Raw genomic sequence first — 16,855 nt, forward strand, 5'->3', positions numbered from 1 at the left:
AGCGGTCGCCGACCAAGGCGCGTCTGGCGGTTGCGCCCGCGCTGAAACGGCATTCATACAAGAGGACCAGACACATGCCCGTTGAAACCATTGATACGCTTGTTGTTGGTGCCGGTCAGGCCGGAATTGCCGTAAGCGAACACCTTGGGAACAGTGGCGTGCCGCATCTGATTCTGGAAAAGAACCGCGTGGCCGAGGCTTGGCGGTCAGGGCGTTGGGACGCGCTGGTGACCAATGGACCTGTTTGGCACGATCGCTTTCCTAGCCTTGAGTTCAAGGGAAACGCTCCGGACGAGTTTGTGACGAAAGACCGCGTGGCGGACTATCTGGAAGAATACGCGCAGATGGTGAACGCCCCAATTCGCACTGGTGTAGAAGTTCTGAAAGCCGAACGACTGCCCGATCAGGCCGGTTTCCGGGTGGAAACGTCCGAAGGCGTGATCGAGGCAAAACGGATCGTCGCTGCAACCGGCGCTTTCCAACATCCGGTGATCCCGCCCATCGTGCCGGAAACGGCTGGGGTTAAGCAGATCCATTCCTTCCATTACAAGAACCCATCCCAGCTCTCGGATGGGGCGGTGATGGTTGTGGGTGCTGGATCATCGGGTGCCCAGATCGCGGACGAGCTGAACCGCGCGGGTCGCAAAGTTTTCTTGTCCGTTGGGCCGCATGACCGCCCTCCGCGCCGCTATCGTGGCCGCGATTTCGTTTGGTGGTTGGGCGTGCTGGGTCTGTGGGACATGGCCGCGCCGAATCCGGGAACGGAACATGTGACGATCTCGGTCAGTGGGGCATATGGCGGGCAGACAATGGATTTCCGTCGGCTGGCTGGCGAAGGGGTAACGCTTCTGGGTCTGACCGAGGGCTTTGACAACGACACCCTGACCTTCCGCGACGATCTGCAGGCCAACGTGGCCGCGGGCGACGCGAATTACAACGAAATGCTGGACGCCGCCGATGCCTATGTAGACCGCACCGGACTGACCCTGCCTGAAGAACCTGAAGCGCGCGAGGCCTTCCCCGATCCAGAGTGTCTAACCAGCCCCATTCGCGCCATTGATCTGGCCAAGGAAGGGATCACGACGATCATCTGGGCCACTGGATTCCGGCAGGATTTCGACTGGATGAAATTTGGTGGGTTTGACGACAAAGGCGCGCCGATCCATCAGCGCGGCGTGTCGGTTGAACCCGACGTCTATTTCCTTGGTCTACCGTGGCAGTCGCGCCGTGGGTCAACCTTCCTGTGGGGGGTCTGGCACGACGCCAAGCACGTGGCGGATCAGATCGCGACCCAGCGGGCATATCTGGATTACGATGGCCAAGCGGCTGTTGTGTCATCGGCCGCAGAATAAGTTCAACGAAAGGGAACCTAGATGGCAAAAGATCATATCGACCCCGTAGAGGAACTTCGCCAGAACACGGCCCAGCCGTTCGAGCAGGCCCATGCCATGCCGCCTTCGGTCTATACGTCCGAGGAATTCCTGAACGAGGAACTGGAACACATCTTCTCGAAAGATTGGTTCTGCGTGGGCCGGGCGGATGCACTGAAGGAACCGGGTGCCTACACCACCTGTGAACTGGCAGGCCAGCCGGTTCTGGTCATTCGTGACCGTGACGGTGAATTGCGCGCCATGTCGAACGTCTGTCTGCACCGCATGTCGACGCTTTTGCACGGAAACGGCAAGACGCGCGCCATCGTCTGTCCCTATCACGCTTGGACCTATAATCTGGACGGCAGCCTGCGTGGCGCGCCGGCCATGACGCTGAACGAAGGGTTCTGCAAGGACCAGTACCAGCTACCACAAGTGAAATGTCAGGAATGGCTGGGCTGGGTGTTCATCACCCTGAACCCCGATGCCCCCGACGTGTCCGATCAGCTTGCCCAAGTCGAAGAGATGATCGCGGGCTATGACATGACCAATTACACCGAGGCGTTCTATGAAGAACACGTCTGGGACACCAACTGGAAGGTGCTGGCCGAGAACTTCATGGAAAGCTATCACCTGCCCGTCTGCCACTCGGGTACGATCGGTGGGTTGTCGAAGCTTGAAGATATGATCTGCCCGCCGGGCCTGCCCGCCTTCAACTATCACACAATCCTAAAGGATGAAGAGCTGCGCATCGCGATGGCGCACACAAAGAACGACCGCCTGAAAGGCGAGGAACGGCGCACTACCTATCTTTTGGCGATCTATCCAAGCCTGCTGATTACCCTGACGCCGGGCTATTTCTGGTATCTATCCCTGCATCCGAAAGGACCGGGCCAAGTGTTGATCCGTTTCGGTGGCGGCATGTCGAATGATTTCGCCGATGACCCCGATATCGACCAAAATTTCGCCGAACTGAAGGCGCTTCTGGATGACGTGAATGTCGAAGATCGCGGCTGCACCGAGAAAGTGTTCAAAGGGCTGTCCTCGGATCGTGCCGTGCCCGGCCATCTCAGCCATCTGGAACGTCCCAACTATGACTTCGCCCAGTATTTGATGGCACGCATCAACGCCGGTCGCGGCAACTGGCCAAACACCTCACATAAGGGACGCCCAATGGCCCATACCCGCATTCGCAAGTTCAACACCTCGGAAACCTACCCCGAGCAAAATCTGGACAATGACCTGTGTCAGGCCGTGGTCACGCAGGGCGGCAAGACTGTCTATCTGCGCGGTCAGTGCCCGCAGAATCTGGACGATGCCGTCAATATCGAAAGCCACGATCCGGTCGAACAGACCCACAAGGTGATGCAAAACATCCGCCAGCTGATCGAAGAGGCTGGTGGCGAGATGGAGCACCTGGTGAAGGTCGTGGTCTATATCACCGACGTCCGCCACCGCGAGGCCGTCTATCGCACCATGGGCGAGTATATCAAAGGCGTGTATCCCGTCTCGACCGGGTTGGTGGTACAGGCACTGGCGCGGCCCGAATGGCTGGTCGAAATCGACGGCACCGCCGTCATTCCGGAGTGACGCGATGACCTTTTCACTGGTGGCGCGCTGCGCTGAAACGGGCATGTTTGGCATTGCGATCTCGTCGTCATCCCCTGCGGTGGCGGCGCGCTGCGCTTATGCGCGGGCAGGTGTTGGCGCGGTGGCATCACAGAACGTGACGGACCCCACGCTTGGGCCACTGGCCCTTGATCTCATGCAAGGCGGTATGGGCGCTGGCGAGGCGATTGCCGGCGTGAAGGATCTGGGCCGGTTCATCGAATACCGGCAGGTTCTGGCCGTGGACAAAACCGGTGCAACGGCGATTCATTCGGGACCAAACAGCCTTGGTATTTGGACGCAGGCGCAGGGGCCGGACGTGGCCTCGGGCGGGAACCTTTTGGCCAATGACGGCGTGCCGCAGGCCATCGTGGACGGATTTCTGGCCAGCTCGGGCCACCTTGGCGACCGGCTGATTGCCGCAATGCGCGCAGGGCTTGCCGCTGGTGGCGAAGCTGGGCCGATCCATTCAGCAGGTATGATGCTGGTCGACAAGGTCGCGTGGCCGGTCGCCGATCTGCGCTGTGACTGGACCGAGGACTGTCCAATCGAAAACATCGCCACCGCGTGGGAGATCTATAAGCCGCAGCTGGACGCCTATGTCCAACGCGCGCTCGACCCGCGCGAGGCGCCGTCCTACGGCGTGCCCGGCGACGAATAACCCAAAACCGCAACAGGAAACGGAGGGCAAGATGGGTGATTTGAGAACGAAGCTTCAGGAGTTAGCCGCCTTGCCGGCCGACCGGCCGATGGGAATGCCGGGTGCATTTTATACCAATCAGGCGCAGTTCGAACACGAGGCCGCCACCGTGCTACACAACGGGTGGCATTGCTTGGGCCGCACGGACGAGATCCCCGAACCCGGTGACTATTTCACCGTAAAGCTTCTGACAGAACCCTTGATCGTTGTGCGTGGCGATGATGGGGATGTCCGCGTGCTGGCCAACGTTTGCCGTCACCGGGGCATGCCGCTGGCCGAAGGACGAGGCAATGTGAAGCGTTTCGTGTGTTCCTATCACGCGTGGACCTATGGCCGTGACGGGGCGCTCTTGCGGGCCGCAAGGATGGAAAACGCAGGGTTCGACACCAAGAATTGCCGTCTGCATGGGCACAATGTGCATCTGTGGAACGGGTTCATCTATGTCAATCTAGACACTTATGCGGCCCCGTTTGATCACCCAGATCTCGACGGGCTTCTGGCCCCTTACGAGACCGAAAAATTCCGTCTTGTTCACGTGGCTGAAGAGAACTGGCAGACCAACTGGAAATGTCTGGTCGAGAATTTCATGGAAGGTTACCACCTGTCGGTGGTCCATCCCCAAACATTGCACGGCTACACCCCCACGGGGTTGGCGCGCAAACTGTTGGCCGGTTATGACTTCACCTCGTATGCCGCAAACTACCCCGCAACGATCCCCCCTCGCGGGAAAGGCGCTGACGGGCTGAACGACGACGAACGCATGCGCTCGACATTGTTTGCAAAATTCCCGACCCAAGTCGCCAGCCAAGCGGCCAGCCTTCTGGTGTCGCTGAGTATATTCCCGCTAAGCGCTGGGGAAATCCGCGTGAAGTGGACCATGTCCGTCTATGGCGACGATCTGGACGACGAAACCATCGCCGCCCGCATCAAGCTGTGGGAAGAGGTCAACCGCGAGGACCGCGAAAAACTTGAACGCATGCAGGTGGCCTTGGGGTCCGAGCACGCGCTTGAGGGGCCGCTTGCAGGGGATGACTACGAAGGAACAATCCGCGACTTCCAAATCTGGCTTGCGCGGCAAGACAGCGCCATCGTGGCCGCCGAATAGGAGAGAGAGATGCTTGACTACACCCTCGAAGACTGGCGGTCTCGCGCTGGCCAGATATCTTTTCGAAACAAGGCTTTCATCGACGGTAAGTTCGTTGATGCCGTGTCGGGCAAGACCTTCGACAGCATCAATCCGGCCAATGGGCAGGTGCTGGCGCAGGTGGCCGAATGTGACGCGGCGGATGTCGATCTGGCGGTGGCCGCCGGGCGGCGCGCGTTTGAAGATGGCCGCTGGTCGCGCATGGCGCCGGGCGATCGCAAGGCGGTGCTTTTGAAGCTAGCCGACCTGATCCGCGCGAACCTGCACGAAATGGCGCTTTTGGACAGTCTGGACATGGGCAAACTGGTAACCGATGCGGTCACCGTAGATGCCCCCGGTTCAGCCCATTTCTTCCAGTGGTACGCCGAAGCAATCGACAAGGTCTATGACGAGGTCGCCCCGACAGGCCCCGGCGATCTGGCGCTGGTCAGTCGCGTGCCCTTGGGCGTAATCGGCGCAGTAACTCCGTGGAACTTCCCTTTGGATATGGCCACGTGGAAATCCGCTGCTGCGCTTGCGGCTGGCAATTCGGTCGTTCTGAAACCGGCTGAGCAATCGCCCCTATCCGCCTTGCGGCTGGCCGAACTGGCGGCTGAAGCCGGCGTCCCTGACGGTGTCTTCAACGTGGTGCCGGGATACGGTCACACGGCAGGGCAGGCGCTGGGTCTGCACATGGACGTGGATTGTCTGGCCTTCACCGGCTCGACCATGATCGGCAAGAAATTCATGGAGTACTCAGGCCAATCGAACCTAAAACAGGTCTGGCCAGAAACTGGCGGCAAATCCCCCAACTTGATCTTTGCCGATTGCGAGAATTTGGACGCAGCCGCGGACATGGCCGCCTTTGGCATCTTCTTTAACCAGGGCGAGGTGTGCTCGGCCAATTCGCGGCTTTATGTGGAACGCTCGATCAAGGATGCGTTCGTCGAAAAGATGATTGCGCGGGCAGAGGGGATGCAGCCCGGCGATCCGCTGGACCCGGCCTCGAAAATGGGCGCGATTGTCGACGAAAAGCAGACCGAAGGCATCATGCGCTTTGTCGAAGGCGGCAAGAAAACAGCCAATCTGGTTGCGGGTGGCGAACGCGCTTACGTGAACGGAAAAGGTTGTTTTGTGCCGCCTACGATCTTTGCTGACGTTTCCCATGACGATCCGCTAGCGCGTGACGAGATTTTTGGCCCCGTCTTGTCGATCATTCCTTTCGATAGTGAAGAGGAAGCGGTCACGATGGCAAATGACTCGATCTACGGGCTGGCAGCATCGGTTTGGACCGATAACCTAAGCCGCGCGCTGCGTGTGTCAGACAAGCTGTTCGCCGGGACCGTTTCGGTCAACACCGTCGACGCGCTTTCTGCACAAACCCCGTTCGGAGGTATGAAGCAGTCGGGCTTTGGCCGCGATCTGTCCCTGCACAGCTTCGACAAATACACCGCACTGAAGACCACATGGATCAAGTATCAGGCTTGAACCATTTGAACCGTAAGGCATAATCGCACGATGGCTTTGCGGTTCACTCTTCGTCAATTGGAATACTTCGTCGCCGTTGGCGAAGAAGGCTCGATCTCGCACGCCAGCGAGCGGGTGAACGTGTCGTCGCCGTCAATCTCGGCAGCGATCTCCCAGCTTGAAGATGAGTTCGGCCTGCCGCTTTTTGTTCGCAAACACGCACATGGGCTTAGCCTGACGCAGGCCGGGCGGCAGTTCATGGCGCAGGCCAAGCAGGTATTGCAGGAAGCTGACGCGCTGAACCGGCTGGCGGGCGATATCTCGGGCAATGTGCAGGGGCCGCTGAACATCGGTTGCCTTGTGACCTTCGCGCAGGTGCTTTTGCCCGCAATTCGGCGACAGTTTGAATTGAAATACCCGGATGTCCGCGTCAGCCAGATCGAAACCGACCAGCTAAGCCTGATCGAGCAGCTTCGCCGCGCACAGATCGACGTGGCATTGTCCTATGATCTGGAGATCCCGCCGGATTTGGAATTCGTGCCCCTGCGCTCTCTGCCCCCCTATGCGATGGTACCCGAAGGCCATCCCCTTGCCCGTCAGAACGAGGTCGAGGTGGCCGAGCTACTGGATTATCCGATGGTCCTGTTGGACCTGCCGCTCAGCAGCAACTATTTCCTCAGCTTCTTCGATCAGACGGGTCGCAAGCCTCGCATTGTTGAACGCACGCGGGACATGGCGGTGATGCGCTCGATGGTGGCCAACGGATTTGGCTATGCAATCGCCAATATTAGACCCTATTCCGATCTTTCTCCGGACGGGCGGCGGTTGGTCTTTATCCCGCTGAAAGGCGAGCAGCGCCCAATGCAGTTGGGTCTGATCATCCCCGAGGGTGCGCGCAACGTTTTGACGGTCAACGCCTTCATTGATCACGCCGCGACGATAATTCGCGACTGGAACTATCCGGGCCAGGCCATTCCAGCCGAGAGTTAAGCACAGCCTAACCCGCGCTTCCGTAAGCACGACTTTAGCCTAACCCGTCCATCTGTCACGCTGATCCGATAACGCGATCCTGACAGGAGATGAAACGTGCGCGATCCTCGCTATGACATTTTGTTCGAGCCCATGAAAATCGGGCCGGTCACAGCCAAAAACCGCTTCTATCAAGTGCCCCATTGCAACGGGGGTGGCTATCGCGATCCGTCGGCCGCGGCTGCGATGCGCGGGTCCAAGGCCGAGGGCGGCTGGGGCGTCATTTTCACCGAACAGACCGAGATGCACCACACCTCGGAAATCACGCCGTTCATCGAGCTGCGCCTGTGGGAAGACAAAGACATTCCGATGCTGCGCAAGATGTCTGAGACGATGAAAAGCAACGGTGCGCTGGCAGGCATTCAGCTTGCCTATTCCGGCGTAAATGGCCCGAATCTATACACGAAAGAGGTGCCGCTGGCGGTGTCCGCTCAGCCGATCCGCACCTTCACCAACGACCCGGTGCAAGCGCGTGCTTTGGACAAGCAGGACATCAAGGATCTGCGCCGTTGGTTCGTGAACGCGGCCGTACGCTCGAAAGACGCCGGGTTTGACCTGATCTGCCTCTACGGCGCGCATGGGTTCGGCATTTTCCAGCACTTCCTCAGCCGTGCCACCAACCACCGGACGGATGAATATGGCGGCTCTCTGGAAAACCGCTCGCGTTTTGTGAACGAGGTGATTTCCGACATCAAGGATGCCGTAGGCGATACGATGGGGATCACCCTGCGTGTCAGCTTGGACGAGACCATCGGAGACCTTGGCTTTTCCAACGCCGAGGTGCGCGAGTTTGTCGAGATGAACAAAAACCTGCCCGATCTTTGGGATCTGGCGCAGGGCACTTGGGAGGATTGCTCGGGCCCGTCCCGCTTCAAAGACGAAGCCGCACAGGAACAACTGGTCAAAGGCATTCACGAGCTGACGGACAAGCCCATTGTCGGCGTCGGGCGCTTTACCAGCCCCGATGTCATGGCCAAAATGGTCCGCTCAGGCACGCTGGATTTCATCGGCTGCGCCCGTCCGTCGATCGCGGACCCCTTCCTGCCCAAGAAGGTCGAAGAAGGCCGGATCGAGGATATCCGCGAATGTATCGGCTGCAACATCTGCATCACCGGCGACATGACCATGTCGATCAGTCGCTGCACCCAGAATCCGACCTTCATGGAGGAATGGCGCAAAGGCTGGCATCCCGAGCGGATGAACACCAAAGGCGACAGCTCGAACGTGCTGGTGGTTGGATCCGGCCCTGCGGGGCTTGAGGCCGCACGCGCCCTGTCCGAACGTGGCTATGACGTCGCAATGGCCGAGGCCGGCACCGTCATTGGCGGCCGAGTCACCCGCGAACGTACCCTGCCCGGCCTGTCGGCCTGGGGCCGCGTGGTGGATTATCGCGAATATCAGATTAGCCAAAAACCGAATGTCGAAACCTATTTCGACAGTGAACTCGACGCGGAAAGCATCCTTGAGTTCGGGTTCGAGAATGTCTGCATCGCCACGGGGGCCAAATGGCGTCGTGACGGGGTTTCGCGCCAACACGTGGTGCCCTTCCCGACCGATGCTGCCATGCCGCTGTTCACGCCCGACGACCTGATGAACGGGGCCAGCCCCTCGGGCCATGTGGTGATCTATGATGACGACCACTATTACATGGGGGGCGTGATGGCCGAGCTTCTGGTGCAGAAGGGCTGCAAGGTCACTTTGGTCACGCCCGCCGCCTATGTCAGCGAATGGACGCTAAACACGCTGGAACAGCACGAAATCCACCGCCGTCTGGTTGAGATGGGCGTGACGATCGAGCTGAACCGCGGCGTCACCGCCATTGGCAAGGATCACGTCGAAACCAACTGCACCTTCACCGATCAGCGCCGTCCAATTGAATGCGACGGGGTGCTGCTGGTGTCTGCAAAGTTGGAGAACAACGCGGTCTATAACGATCTGAAAGCCCGTCAGGCGGACTGGGCCGATGCCGGGATCATGTCGGTTAAGCTGATTGGCGACGCTAATGCGCCCGGCCCGATTGCCTGGGCAACTTATGCCGGCCACCGCTATGCCCGTGAATTGGACGGAGAGGATATCGGCGACGCCCTGCCCTTCCGCCGCGAAATCACAGAGCTGGCTGTGGACTGATCGCACCTGTTCCTTTGTCCAAAGATCGGTCAGGATACATGCCGAAACGAAGGAGGCGCAATGAGCCGCACAGTTGAGATTCTTGAGCGGCTGATCGCCTTTCCGACCGTCAGCAAAGACAGCAATCTGGACCTGATCCACTTTGTGCAGGACCTTCTGCAAAGCGCTGGGTTCGCTGTTGTGCGCATCCCGTCGCCCTGCGGTCAGAAGGCCGGGCTGTTCGCGCGGCTCGGGCCTGAACTTGGCGGGGTCTGCCTATCCGCGCATACGGATGTGGTTCCGATCGATGGACAGGAGTGGCCCAGCGATCCGTTCACCCTGACCCAACACCGGGATCGTCTGCATGGGCGGGGGGTGACGGATATGAAGGGGTTCTTGGCCTCGGCTCTTGCGATGGCAGAACGTGCCGCGCGTGCGCCCCTTACGGAACCGCTCAGCCTTGCGATTTCCTATGACGAAGAAATAGGCTGTGTGGGCATTCGTCAGATGATGCCGACGCTGGCCCCGCTTCTCGGCAGCCCCCGCGCAGTAATCGTGGGCGAGCCGACCTCGATGCAGGTGGCGACGGGTCACAAGGGCAAGGTGGCGCTGAAGGTTACATGCCACGGGGAAGCGGGCCACAGTGCGCTGGCACCGGATTTCACCAACGCCCTTCACGTCGCCTCAACCTTCATCGACGAGGTTCGCGCGCTTCAGGTTCGGCTGGCAGGTGGCGCAACCGACCTGGCCTATTCCATCCCCTACTCGACGGTTCATATCGGACGCATGAGCGGAGGACGCGCACTGAACATTGTCCCGGATTCCGCTGAGTTAGAGATGGAATTCCGCCATCTGGCGCAAACCCCTGCGTCCGAAATCCTGTCCGAATTGAACGAAATCGCCCAGCGCGTGGGCACCGCTTTCGGAAATCCCAACGCGGCCGAGATCACCCAGACCAACGCTTATTACGGGCTGGACACATCCGTCGACGATCCGGTCGTCAGTTGGGCAAGTCAGATGGCAAACTCCAAAGAAACCACCAAGGTCGCCTTCGGGACCGAGGCCGGGTTCTTCGCTGCCGAAGGCATCCCCACCGTGGTCATCGGACCCGGAGACATGGCGCGCGACGGCCACAAAGCGGACGAGGGGGTAGACCTGTCCGAACTGGCCGCCTGCGACGCGATGATGGACCGGATCCTGACCGATCTCAGCGCGTAAACGCCCGCGCTAGATCCGCATTCTGGGCACGTCGTTTGGATCAAGCCGCAGCTCGATCAGCAGGGGCTTTGTGCGCGTGTCAATTGCGGTGATGGCGCTTTCCAGCGTCTCGACACTGTCCACATAGATGCCCTGCCCGCCCAGCGCGGTGCCGATTTCCGCAAAGGACGGCCAGTCGAACATCGACAGACCCGGGTCCATCTTACGGTCGAGGAACTGGATATGCTCGGCACCATAGGCGCTGTCATTGGCGACGATCACGACCAGATCCTGCTTCATGCGGACGGCTGTGTTAAACTCGTTGATCCCACCCATCATGAAGCCACCATCCCCGGTAAACAGCACGACGGGGCGGTCCTTCACGGCAAACCCGGCGCCAATGGCCACCTGAAGCCCCAGCCCGATCGAGCCGAAGTTGGTCGTGGCGATGAAGCTTTCCGCGTCAGGGGCGGAAACGCGGCACCAGACCTCGGTCATGAAGCGGCCACCGTCGGTGGTCAGGAACCGGTCTTTCGGCAGCGCTGCATCCAGACGGTCGAGCGCGTATTCGAAGTTTACAAAACCGGGCGCCGCCTTGTCGGGATTGCCTTTCGGGTGGGCGGTTAGAGCGTCTATATCCAGCTCGGCGGTGAAACCGCTGGCAGGGATTTCGGCCTCGTCCAGCCACCAGACGATATTGTCGGCGGTCAGCCCGGCATCTGCCACCAAGGCCGCGTCGGGGTGATAGTTTTTGGAGACTTCCGTCACGGTGTCATTCACCTGCACCACGCGTTTGCCCTTCATCAGCGCACCCTTGTCGGTGGTGAAGTGGTGCAAGGACGTGCCGAAGGCCACAACGCAATCGGCCTTGGCGATCGCTTCATACGCGGCGGGGGTCGAGAGGGTGCCGAAAATGTCGATGTTGAACGGGTGATCGTTGAACATCCCCTTGGCTTTCAGCGTCGTCGCCAGAGGCGCTTCCAGACGGTCGGCCAGTTTGATGATCTGATCCACCGAATCCTTGGCGCCGATCCCCGCCAGAATGATCGGGCGCTTGGCCGAAGCGATCATGCCGATGGCTTCGTCCAGATCATCGCCTTCGGGCACATGGGCCGGGGCGCTGAAGGCGGGGAAGACATGCTTTTCATGGGTCACTTCTTCCCACATGAAGTCGGCCGGCATATTCAGAACGATAGGCCGCTTTTCGACCTCGGCGCGATAGATCGCATGCGCCACGTCATAGGATGCTGTCTGGGGCGAACGCATCTGTTCAAACCCCGCGCCGGTGATCTTTACCGTCTCGCGCTGGTCGATGTTCTGCAGGTTTTGCGGGTTGGAAACAGCCGTGTCCCCGGTCAGAAGGACCATCGGCACGCGCCCCCGCACACCCTCGGTCAGGGCGGTGACACAGTTGGTCAGGGCCGGACCATGCGTGACGGTGGCAATGCCGACACTTCCGGACACGCGGCCATAGGCCAGCGCCATCAGAACGGCACTACCTTCAAACGCGACGGGGACAAACTCGCCGCTGCATTCGCGGACATAGTGATCGACCATGAACAGGTTCGCGTCGCCCATCAGGCCGAACATGGTGGTGTGATTGTGATCCACCAGCGACTGGGCGATGGATTGATATACATAAGCTGAGGCGCTCATCTATTGGACTCCCTTAGATGGACCGGGCTTCGGGTGCGGCCGGTCTCTCTTCTATTCTGGGTTCCTATGTATGTGCGCTAACATGACGAGGTCCACTGTTTTCTTGCAAATGAAACGATCCGATCAGGCGCGCGGGCGCAGGTTCTCTGGATCATACGCGCAGGTACCGATCACCTCGCCTTCACGCAGTTCATTGTGGATTTTCACCTGAAGCTTGGTTCCCGGAGCGGTCAGTTCCTGCGGCACCAGCGCCATCGCGATGTCATGCTGACAGTGATACGAGAACCCGCCCGAGGTGACACGTCCCACGATCTGACCATCGTGATAGACCGCTTCGTGCGCGATCACGGACGTCTCGCAGAAGGGCAGTTTCAGCGTGATTAGTGTCTTATACTCGCCGCTTTCCCTTTGCTGCAGCAGAGCGCCTTTGCCGATGAACTCTCGGTCTTTCATCGCCACGAAGCGATCCAACCCAGCCTCGAACGGGGTCATGTCCTTGCAGATTTCGCGGTTGATCGCGCGATAGGATTTTTCCAGCCGCATGCTTTCCAACGCCAGCGCCCCGAAGGGACGCACACCTGCTTTCAATAGCAGATCGACGATGTGGCGGTTGTAGTTGACGGGGTGGTGAATTTCCCAACCCAGCTCTCCGGTATAGCTGACCCGCAGCAGGCGCGCGCCCTTGGCATAGCCGACTTCGCCCATCTGGGCTGTCAGCCACGGGAACGCCTCGTTCGACAGATCGTTGTCGGTTAAAGGCTGAAGAATCTCACGGGAATTTGGACCCGCCAATGCGACCACGCCGTATTGCTCGGACACATCCTCGATCACAACCGAGCCATCTTTGGGCAGGCGCTTGGACAGCTCGTCCCAGTTATAGACCTGCCCATTGGGGGTCGAGACCAGATAGAACGCATCCTCGGCGTCGCGCACGATGGTATATTCGGCATCCATCCCGCCGCGGTCGTTCAGCATCAAAGACAGCGTCATCCGCCCGACTTTGGGCAGTTTGTTGGCCATCAATCCGTCCAGCCACACCGCGGCACCCGGCCCACGCACCGTAAACTTGGTCATGGGCGACATTTCGATGAACCCGGCCTGTTCACGAGTCGTCTTCACCTCGTCAGTGACGTGGTCCCATGCGTGCGTTTGACGAAAGGAATGCACCGGAATTGCCTCTTCGGGCGAGGGCGCGAACCATTTTGGAAACTCATAGCCGTTGTAGGTTGTCCAAACCGCCCCTTTAGCCGTCAACAGGTCGTACGAACCAACGGTGCGCATGGGGCGGGCCGAGGGGAAATCTTCGCCTGGAATATGCGCGTGCATGTGGTTGCCCCATGTTTCGCGCACCTTGTCCATGGTCCAGCGTTTCGAGGCGTAATCCCCGAACCGGCGGGGATCGAGCTCGGACATATCAATGGCGGCTTGTCCCTTCAGGATCCATTGTGCCAGCTGATTGCCGACCGTGCCGCCCCACAGGATTCCACCCGGCATCCCTTCGGCCAGCCACAGGTTTTCGTACCCCGGAGCCGGTCCGGCCAGCGGCAATTCGTCGGGCGTCATCTGAAACGGGCCGCGGGTGTTGGCTTTGATGCCGACCTCGCCCAGAACCGGCACGCGCTCGATGGCGCGTTCCCACTGGGTTTCCACCGCATCGAAATCCTCGGGCAGAAGGTCCGCGCCAAATTCGGGCGGCACACGGTCCTCAGCGAATAGCTTCAAATCCTTCTCAAACTCATAAGGGCCGAACTGAAGACCGCCCGTGTCTTCACGCAGATAGGCGCCATAGTCTTCGTCCCGCAGGATCGGGTATTCGGGAAGCCCTTGCTTCTTTCTGTCAATCAAATGCGGCACCGTTTCGGTGGTCCAATACTGGTGCACGATTGGGATGCAAGGCAGGTCCAGCCCCACCCGACGGGCGTTTTCCCGCGCGTAGTTTCCGGTGGCAAAAATCAGGTGCTCACAGGTGATTTCTCCTTGATTAGTGACGACTTTCCACGATCCGTCTGCAAGCTTCTCGTAACTCTGCGCCTCGGTGTTTTGATACACTTTGGCCCCTGCATCGCGGGCCAGCTTGGCCATGGCTTGCGTGATGTCGGCAGGGTTCACATAGCCATCTTCGGTATGAAGGATGCCGCCCTGAATGCTGTCGCTTTGATTCAGAAGCGGATGCACCTCGGCGATCTCTTCAGGGGTCAGCAATTTGCAGGGGACACCTGCCGCCTCGGCCACGGACAGATAGCTTTGGAATTCGTCCCAGCGTTCCGGCGTATTGGCCACGCGCAGTTGCCCGACCTTTTTCAGACCGACCGACGCGCCAAGCTTTTTCTCGACCTCGGTATAGATGCGGATCGTTTCCAGCGTCATTTTCGACACATTGTGCGACCGTACAAAAGTCACAAGCAGACCCGCCGCATGCCAGGTAGACCCCGCCGTCAGTTGCGAACGTTCCAACATGACCGCATCAGAGCACCCATGTTCCGTCAGCCCATACAAGATCGAGGCGCCAACGCAGCCGCCCCCGACAACAACGACTTTCGCATGAGACTGCATGGGATCCCTCCGGCTTCGCATTCATCTATCAAACTACTGTAGAGCCAAACCGTAGGCCGACTATTCCGAAAGCGACACGCGTTTGCCGGTCTGATGTCTTGAAAACCTGCCTTCTACCACGAGCAACGCGAAGCTGCTTGATGCTGTAGAGATTAGCAAACGGGAGAGGAAGCATTCAGCTGGCTAGGTTTCTGAAGAAGGCGTGTATGTCGTGATGGCGCGCAAGCCGCCGGCAAAGGATAGTTGGGAGCGCGCTGCAGAACTTGGCAGCGGGCTCCACCATGCTGCAAGGATGTGTTGAGCCAATTGCCGACATTTCTCGGGAAGGTGTTGTAACCCCCAAAACGCTGACATACCTTCGCGCCAATTACACACATAGTGCAAAGGATTACCGCACATGCAAACTCTTGCCACCCGGCTAACCAGCGCCGCCATTCTGGGCGCGACTTTCCTGCCCGGCTCAGCTTTCGCAGACCTGTCTACCAGTGATGTTTGGCAGCATTTCCAGCAAAGCTCGACGATCATTGGCGGCACGCTAAGTGCGGAAACGTCGGAACGTGGCGACGGCCTTGCGTTGCAAGACGTGACATTCGATCTGACTCTGCCTTTTGATGTCGGGTCCGTACGTATGGATCTGGGCGCATTCGACCTGATCGACTTGGGCGATGGCCGCGTCGAGTTGGTGATGCCCGAAAGCTCGGTCTATAGTCTGACCTATACCGACTCGGACGGCGAAAGCTTCGACGGCAACATGACCATGACCCAACAGGGTCTTAGCAACATCCTTTCTGGCACGCCCGAGGAAATCACATTCGACCAAAAGGCCGACCGGCTCGATTTTGACTTCGACGTCGATGGCTTGCCTGAAGAAATTCAGAGTATCGCCATGAACGGTTCGCTTATTGCCTTCGAAGGGCAATCCGTGACCACAAAGGCAGATATGGTCTCGACCAATGTCACCTATTCGTTCGATGAGCAAAGCATGACGATGACGCAGGTGATGTCATTCGAAGGTGACGAACCGATGACTGTTGAGGGTGTCACCAAAACCGGTCGAGCCGAAGGCGACATGCAAATTGTGACTCCATCCGCCGGGGTTGATCTTGCCAATCTTGCGAAAGCTTTGCGTGACGGGCTGGCCATCGCGGGAACAAATCGCATTGCCAGCTATAGCTCGGATCAGGTCACGTCGCAGGGCGAGACCGTTATGATGTCCCAATCGTCTTCTGCTAAGAACTACGACACGACCATGAAAATTGATGCGACTGGCGTCACGATCGGAGGCCCCGCCGAAGACCTGCAGATTCAGATGGAAATGCCGATGATGCCGGGGCTTCCATTGGGCGGCAAGATCGCGTCGGTATCGGGTACGATGCAGGCTCCACTTTTGATGGATGACAGTTTTGGTCCCGCCGCAATGCGCTTTGAACTGAACGGTCTGGAGCTGGACGAAATGGTATGGGCGATGGGCGATCCCGAAGGCGTTTTGCCGCGTGATCCAATCCACCTGACGGTCGATCTGAACGGAACTCTAAAGCACAACATCGAATGGCTTGATTTCGCCAATGTAGAAGCCAGCCTCGAAGCGCTTGGGGAAATATTGCCGGTCGAGCCGGGCAGCGCGACGCTGAATGCTCTGCGGTTGTCAGCGGTAGGTGCCGAAATCACCGGCGAGGGTGCGTTTACCTTCGATTCCAGCGATCTGGAAACCTTTGGCGGCGTACCACGCCCAGAAGGCAAGCTGACTCTGCGGGCAAAAGGGTTGACCGCCCTGTCGCAGAAGCTTGAACAACTGGGCATTCCGGCCGAGCAGATCGCCGGATCGATGATGATGCTTCAGATGTTCACGGCCGAAGACGCTGAAAATGGCGATGATGCCCGCGTAACTGAAGTCGTGGTCAATCCCGATGGATCGGTATTCGCCAACGGCATGCAGCTTCAATAATCGCTGCGTCAATCAGGGCATGAAAGATATAGCCCGGCAGAAGCAAAAGCGCCTTCTGCCGGGCTAATTTGTAAGTGACGTCTCTTTTAGGCTCTGACTAA

At 59.0% G+C, this 16,855-nt stretch carries 11 protein-coding genes and 1 pseudogene; 10 read left to right on the top strand and 2 right to left on the bottom strand.

All coding sequences use genetic code 11. The features are described 5' to 3' along the window. Positions 1 to 74 precede the first annotated feature (74 nt). From ACP15F_RS13280 to argE, 9 genes and pseudogenes are all read left to right on the top strand, one after another. Positions 75 to 1,352 (top strand): flavin-containing monooxygenase, encoded by a 1,278-nt coding sequence (locus tag ACP15F_RS13280; RefSeq protein ID WP_424941305.1) that lies wholly within the window; start codon positions 75 to 77, stop codon positions 1,350 to 1,352. Between the two features lie 21 nt (positions 1,353 to 1,373). Next, positions 1,374 to 2,507 (top strand): annotated as a pseudogene (locus ACP15F_RS13285) (aromatic ring-hydroxylating oxygenase subunit alpha); the annotation flags it as partial. 36 nt (positions 2,508 to 2,543) lie between these two features. Beyond that, a complete protein-coding gene (locus tag ACP15F_RS13290) occupies positions 2,544 to 2,960 on the top strand; it encodes a RidA family protein (protein WP_424941636.1) in 417 nt (138 codons plus the stop codon). 4 nt (positions 2,961 to 2,964) lie between these two features. Continuing rightward, a complete protein-coding gene (locus tag ACP15F_RS13295) occupies positions 2,965 to 3,639 on the top strand; it encodes a DUF1028 domain-containing protein (RefSeq protein ID WP_424941306.1) in 675 nt (224 codons plus the stop codon). A 31-nt stretch (positions 3,640 to 3,670) separates the two neighbouring features. Beyond that, positions 3,671 to 4,783 carry an aromatic ring-hydroxylating oxygenase subunit alpha gene (locus ACP15F_RS13300; protein ID WP_424941307.1) on the top strand — a complete coding sequence of 371 codons (1,113 nt, stop codon included), beginning with the start codon at positions 3,671 to 3,673 and terminating at the stop codon, positions 4,781 to 4,783. A 9-nt stretch (positions 4,784 to 4,792) separates the two neighbouring features. After that, positions 4,793 to 6,289 (top strand): aldehyde dehydrogenase, encoded by a 1,497-nt coding sequence (locus ACP15F_RS13305; protein ID WP_424941308.1) that lies wholly within the window; start codon positions 4,793 to 4,795, stop codon positions 6,287 to 6,289. Between the two features lie 30 nt (positions 6,290 to 6,319). Continuing rightward, positions 6,320 to 7,258 carry a LysR family transcriptional regulator gene (locus ACP15F_RS13310; RefSeq protein ID WP_424941309.1) on the top strand — a complete coding sequence of 313 codons (939 nt, stop codon included), beginning with the start codon at positions 6,320 to 6,322 and terminating at the stop codon, positions 7,256 to 7,258. A 96-nt stretch (positions 7,259 to 7,354) separates the two neighbouring features. Then, on the top strand, positions 7,355 to 9,424 hold the full coding sequence (locus ACP15F_RS13315; RefSeq protein WP_424941310.1) for an FAD-dependent oxidoreductase: 2,070 nt from the start codon (positions 7,355 to 7,357) through the stop codon (positions 9,422 to 9,424). A gap of 60 nt (positions 9,425 to 9,484) precedes the next feature. Next, complete coding sequence (gene argE, locus ACP15F_RS13320; protein WP_424941311.1) at positions 9,485 to 10,621, top strand: acetylornithine deacetylase; 1,137 nt, start codon at positions 9,485 to 9,487, stop codon at positions 10,619 to 10,621. 9 nt (positions 10,622 to 10,630) lie between these two features. Here argE and ACP15F_RS13325 read toward each other — a convergent pair whose 3' ends face one another. After that, the gene (locus tag ACP15F_RS13325; protein ID WP_424941312.1) at positions 10,631 to 12,256 is read right to left on the bottom strand and encodes a thiamine pyrophosphate-binding protein; all 1,626 of its coding nucleotides are present in this window, start codon (positions 12,254 to 12,256) and stop codon (positions 10,631 to 10,633) included. Between the two features lie 123 nt (positions 12,257 to 12,379). Beyond that, positions 12,380 to 14,809: a GcvT family protein gene (locus ACP15F_RS13330; protein WP_424941313.1), complete on the bottom strand. Its 2,430-nt coding sequence runs from the start codon at positions 14,807 to 14,809 to the stop codon at positions 12,380 to 12,382. A gap of 397 nt (positions 14,810 to 15,206) precedes the next feature. Between ACP15F_RS13330 and ACP15F_RS13335 the strand changes: the two genes are divergently transcribed. Beyond that, a complete protein-coding gene (locus tag ACP15F_RS13335; RefSeq protein ID WP_424941314.1) occupies positions 15,207 to 16,754 on the top strand; it encodes a hypothetical protein in 1,548 nt (515 codons plus the stop codon). Positions 16,755 to 16,855: the final 101 nt, after the last annotated feature.

The organism is Aliiroseovarius sp. S253 (genome assembly GCF_049800855.1).
In the GTDB taxonomy this organism is placed as follows: Bacteria; Pseudomonadota; Alphaproteobacteria; order Rhodobacterales; family Rhodobacteraceae; genus Aliiroseovarius.